3 protein-coding genes are annotated in these 4,406 nt (G+C 71.2%); all 3 read left to right on the top strand.

Going from position 1 to position 4,406, the window contains the following annotated elements; all coding sequences use genetic code 11:
* Positions 1-135 precede the first annotated feature (135 nt).
* Genes VXC91_RS42755 through VXC91_RS42745 form a run of 3 tightly spaced genes read left to right on the top strand, consistent with a single transcriptional unit; the run spans position 136 to position 4,291 of the window.
* Positions 136-1,305 (top strand): tyrosine-type recombinase/integrase, encoded by a 1,170-nt coding sequence (locus VXC91_RS42755; RefSeq protein WP_329512751.1) that lies wholly within the window; start codon positions 136-138, stop codon positions 1,303-1,305.
* Complete coding sequence (locus VXC91_RS42750) at positions 1,302-3,752, top strand: tyrosine-type recombinase/integrase (RefSeq protein ID WP_329512750.1); 2,451 nt, start codon at positions 1,302-1,304, stop codon at positions 3,750-3,752. The genes VXC91_RS42755 and VXC91_RS42750 overlap by 4 nt, the downstream gene beginning before the upstream one ends.
* Positions 3,749-4,291, top strand: a complete 543-nt coding sequence (locus VXC91_RS42745) for a DUF6262 family protein (protein WP_329512749.1) — start codon at positions 3,749-3,751, stop codon at positions 4,289-4,291. The genes VXC91_RS42750 and VXC91_RS42745 overlap by 4 nt, the downstream gene beginning before the upstream one ends.
* Positions 4,292-4,406 lie beyond the last annotated feature (115 nt).

Here is a 4,406-nt window from a genome sequence, read left to right as displayed (position 1 = left end):
TTCCCCGGGGGTCTTGGGAGTGTGGCTCACTGTTGCGGTAGGTAGGCGTTTGGTCCGGTGAGCAACGGGTCCTCTACCCGTGTCGGTCATGTGGCTGTCGTCGTTTGGACAGCCGAGATCGACACGGGAGTTGGGATGCGAGCGTTCCCGGTACGGATGCCCTCGGGCGCGCGGTACTGGACGGTGGTCGACGAGGACCTGCGGCCGGTGCCGGTTGCGGATGCCTATCTGCGGCACACGCGGTTCGGGAGGGACGGCGCCGAGTCGACCACGAAGAGCTATGCCGTCGCGGTGGCGCTCTTGCTGCGCTGGTGCGCGACGGCAGGCGTGGAATGGCGCTCGGCCGCGGGGCAGCTGGGCGCCTTCATGCTGTGGCTTCGGCATGTGCCCGCTCCTCGGGCGGACGGGCAAGCGGTGGTGTTGAGCGGGCCGGGTGCGGCGCCGGTACGCGGGGCCCGGCGGATTAATGCGGTGCTGGCCGCAGTTCGCGGCTTCCTCGTGTTCGCCGCAGACCAGGGTGAGGTTTCGCGCGAGGTGCTGCACCAGCTCTACGAGTTGGCCGACAGTCGGAGCCTGCCGGCCGAGGCACGAGGCGAGGATGGCGCGTGGAAGTTGCGGATGCGGCCTCGTCACCGTCTCCAGGAGCCATCGATGCGTCCCGGGCGGGCCAGCGACGAGGACGCGGTCGCCCTGTTGCGGGCCTGCCGGTCGGCCCGGGACCGGCTGTTGGTGCTGATGCTGTGCCGGGCGGGTCTGCGCCGCAGTGAGGCGGTGGGCCTGCGTCGGGAGGACATCCACTTCCTGCTCGACTCCACCGGGCTGGGCTGCTCCTTCCCCGGCTCGCACCTGCACGTGGTGCGGCGGGAGAACGTCAACGCGGCCTGGGCGAAGTCCCGGCACGCGCGCGTCGTCCCCGTCGACCGGCTGCTGGTGCGAGCGCACGACCAGTACGTCCTGGAGCGCGCGGGCATCACCGGGGCCGCCGACAGCGACTTCGTGTTCGTCAACCTCTTCCGCCCGCCGGTCGGTGCCGCGATGAAGCCGGACGCGGTCAACGACCTGTTCGCCGCCCTGTCGCGCCGCGCCGGCCTTACCGAGACGGTTCGGCCGCACGCCCTACGACACGGATTCGCCGGCAACGTACTCGATGCCGGCGGGACCGTCGACGAACTGCAGGACCTGCTCGGACACGCCTCCATCAGCTCCACCCAGGTCTACGTGCACCCCTCGCCGGAGCGGTTGCGTCAGGCGGTGGACCGCGTGGGCTCGCCGCGGACGGCCGAGACCGGCGAGGGGACGCGATGACCGCGCTGGCCGCCGCTCGGCGCATCCACGCGTACGCCGATAGCCCAAAATCGCCGCTGTCCCGCCTGGCCACCGCGACCAGCCAGGACTTTCTCCGCGAGGCGGGGTGGGACCCACGGTCGCTGGTGCTGACCCTCTCGGCTGCGCATCCGATGCTCGGCTGGGACGTCTGCACGGTCCCCGGCTGCGGCGGCATGGTTGAGGGCAGCAAGGACGCGGGCTTGTGCGCGACCTGCGGCAAGCACCGGGCCGAGACCGGGCGGGTGCCGACCGCGAGCCCGAAGACCTTCACGATCGGCGAGGGACCCTGCCGGGTGGGCTGCCCGCGGCCGTGGGAGTCGCGGCGCCGACCCTTGTGCGCTGCCCACGAGCACCGGCGGGGCAAGGTGCTCAAGATTCCGCTGGAGGCGTTCCTGGCCAGGGCGGATGTGGTGCCGTTGCCCGGCTTCGGGGCCTGCGCGGTGCTGGCCTGCACGCGCCTGCGCTACAGCGGCACCTCCCCGTTCTGCCAGGCCCACCAGACCCGCTGGACTAATCAGGCCCGGCTCGGGCCGCAGCCGAACCGGGAGCGGTGGTGCCGCACCGAGTCGGCCGTCGCCGAGGAGGGCCGCGTCAGCCTGCGTGGACTGCCGCCGCTGGTCGTCGCCGAGGTCCTCTACGGACTGCAGCAGCGATGCGCGGAGGGCACCAAGACGCACAGAGCCGTGCTGCGTCCGCTGTGTGACCGGTTGCGCCGCACCGAGGTCGCCTCGATCGCCGATCTCGAACCGCCCGGCCGCCGCCAGCAGCGGGATCTGTGGCGGTCGCTGGTCACGCACTGCCGCCGGGCCCTGTCGAGCCCGGCCGAAGAGCAGGCCAAGGACCAGTGGGACCTGATGGTTCTCGGTCACCGCGGCAGCCTGGACTTCACGGTCATCGGCCAGTCCTGGCTACGAGGGGCCGCCAAGCGGTGGGTGGCCGAGGACCTGCCCCGACGGCGCGGTCCGAACGCCGCGAACCTGTGGCAGTACACCCTCGCCAACCTGGTCGAGCTTGCCACCAGCCTGCGGATCCAGCGCGACGACCACGGCGAGCTGCCCGCCGCCCTCGGGCGGAGCGACATCACCGCGTTCACGAACCGGCTGGCCTTCCTCCAGCGCGAGGGCACCCTCAGCCCCGGCCGCAGGATCGACATCCTGCGCAACGTCCGCACCGTGCTCGACTCGGCGCGCTGGCAGGGCCTGACCCGGCCGGGACAGCCGCTGGCCGGCCTGCCGGACGACTTCAGCGTCCTCAAGGAGGACATCCCGAGCAAAGACCGCAGCGACGTCCCCGGCCGAGCACTTCCGATCGAGATCATGCGACAGCTCTGCCAGGGCCTCTCGGCAGTGGCACAGGTGACCACCTGCCAGGACGCACAGCTGGCCATCGAGCTGCTGATCGACACCGGCCGCCGCCCCGAGGAGATCTGCAGTCTGCCCTGGGACTGCCTCAAGAAGGACGGCCAGGGCAAGCACGTCCTGCTCTGGGACAACCTCAAATGCCAGCGGCCCGGCCGGGAACTGCCCATCACGGACGCGACCGCCCGTCTCGTCGCCGACCAGCAGCAACGCGTCCGGGCCCGCTTCCCCCACACGCCCGCCGCCGAGCTGCGGCTGATCCCCGCCCCGAAGATGAACCCGCACGGCGCCAAGCCGTTCCGCCCGGCCACGCTCAACGAGATCCACCGGGCCTGGGTGGATTCCCTGCCGCCACTTGTGATTCAACTCGGCGGCAGGACAGTCGAGTTCGACAAGCAGCGAGTGTTCCCCTATGCCTACCGGCACACCTACGCGCAGCGGCATGCCGACGCCGGTGTCCCCGTCGACGTGCTGCGTGAACTACTTGATCACGAATCCATGGACACCACCCGCGGCTACTACCGGGTCGGCGCCGAGCGCCGCCGCGAGGCGGTGGACAAGGTCGCCCACCACCAGTTCGACCGTCACGGCCAGCGCATCTGGCGGGAGGCGGAGGCCCTGCTCGACGCCGAACGCACCCGCCACGCGATCGGCCAGGTCGCCGTGCCCTACGGCACCTGCCACGAACCTACCAACGTCCAGGCCGGCGGCGGTTCCTGTCCGTTCCGGTTCCGCTGCGTGGGCTGCGACCACTTCCGCACCGACGTCTCCTACCTCCCCGACCTGACCACCTACCTGCAGGACCTCCTGCGCGACCGGGAAAGAATCCTGGCCGCCACGGACCTGGACGAATGGGCACGCGCCGACGCGCTGCCCTCCGAGGAGGAGATCCGCAAGGTCAAGGCCCTCGTCCACCGGGTCCGCGAAGACCTCGACGGCCTCACCGACAAGGAACGGGCCGAGATCGACCAGGCCGTGGCCGTGGTCCGCCGCACCCGACAACTCGTCCACCTCGGCATGCCCCAGGTCCGAGCCCCACACCCCGACCTGCGACTGGAGCGTCCATGACCACCACCAGCGGCATCGCCGCCGCCCGCCGGGCCCACAGCGCCCGCTGCCGCCAGCACGTCGTCGCCGCCCTCGACGCCGCCGTCACGGCGGGCGAGGAGATCAGCATCTCGGCGATCGCCCGCAAGGCCGGGGTGGATCGCAGCCTTCTCTACCGCCACCGCGACCTGCACGCTCTCGTCCTCGCCAAGGCCGCCGAACCCCCGGCCCCACCAGCGACCGGCCCCTCCGTCAGCCGAACGTCCTTGATGGCCGACCTGGCTGCCGCCCACGACCGCGTCGTCCGGCTCACACGCGAGAACACCCAACTGCGCGAGCGCCTCTCGGAAGCGCTCGGCCAGCAAGCCTGGCACGAGTCCGGTCTCGGCGCCCCGGACGACACCACCGTGCTGCTGGCCCAGCTCACCGAGCTCGGCCAGCAGGCTGCCGAGCTTCGCCGCCAACTCGCCGATCGAGACGACGAACTCGACGCCGCCCGGGCCGCCAACCGCGAGTTGATCGCCCGTCTCAACCGCGGCACACGGGCCCCGTCACCCTGATGAGGGAAGCTGCTTGAACCACACCTGCGGCACACGCTAACGTCACATCAGACAGCCGATGACCTGCACAAACAGCAGCATCGAGCCACGGCGTTTCGCTCCAACCCCCGGGGAA

Source organism: Streptomyces chiangmaiensis (assembly GCF_036281785.1).
Taxonomy (GTDB): domain Bacteria; phylum Actinomycetota; class Actinomycetes; order Streptomycetales; family Streptomycetaceae; genus Streptomyces; species Streptomyces chiangmaiensis.
The sequence above is the reverse complement of the archived record's forward strand: the minus strand, read 5'-3'. Positions and strand labels throughout refer to the sequence as shown.

Bases quoted from the DNA above. Each gene is read 5' to 3' on its own strand.
- VXC91_RS42750 (WP_329512750.1), top strand. From the start codon at position 1,302: ATGACCGCGCTGGCCGCCGCTCGGCGCATCCACGCGTACGCCGATAGC.
- VXC91_RS42745 (WP_329512749.1), top strand. From the start codon at position 3,749: ATGACCACCACCAGCGGCATCGCCGCCGCCCGCCGGGCCCACAGCGCC.
- VXC91_RS42755 (WP_329512751.1), top strand. From the start codon at position 136: ATGCGAGCGTTCCCGGTACGGATGCCCTCGGGCGCGCGGTACTGGACG.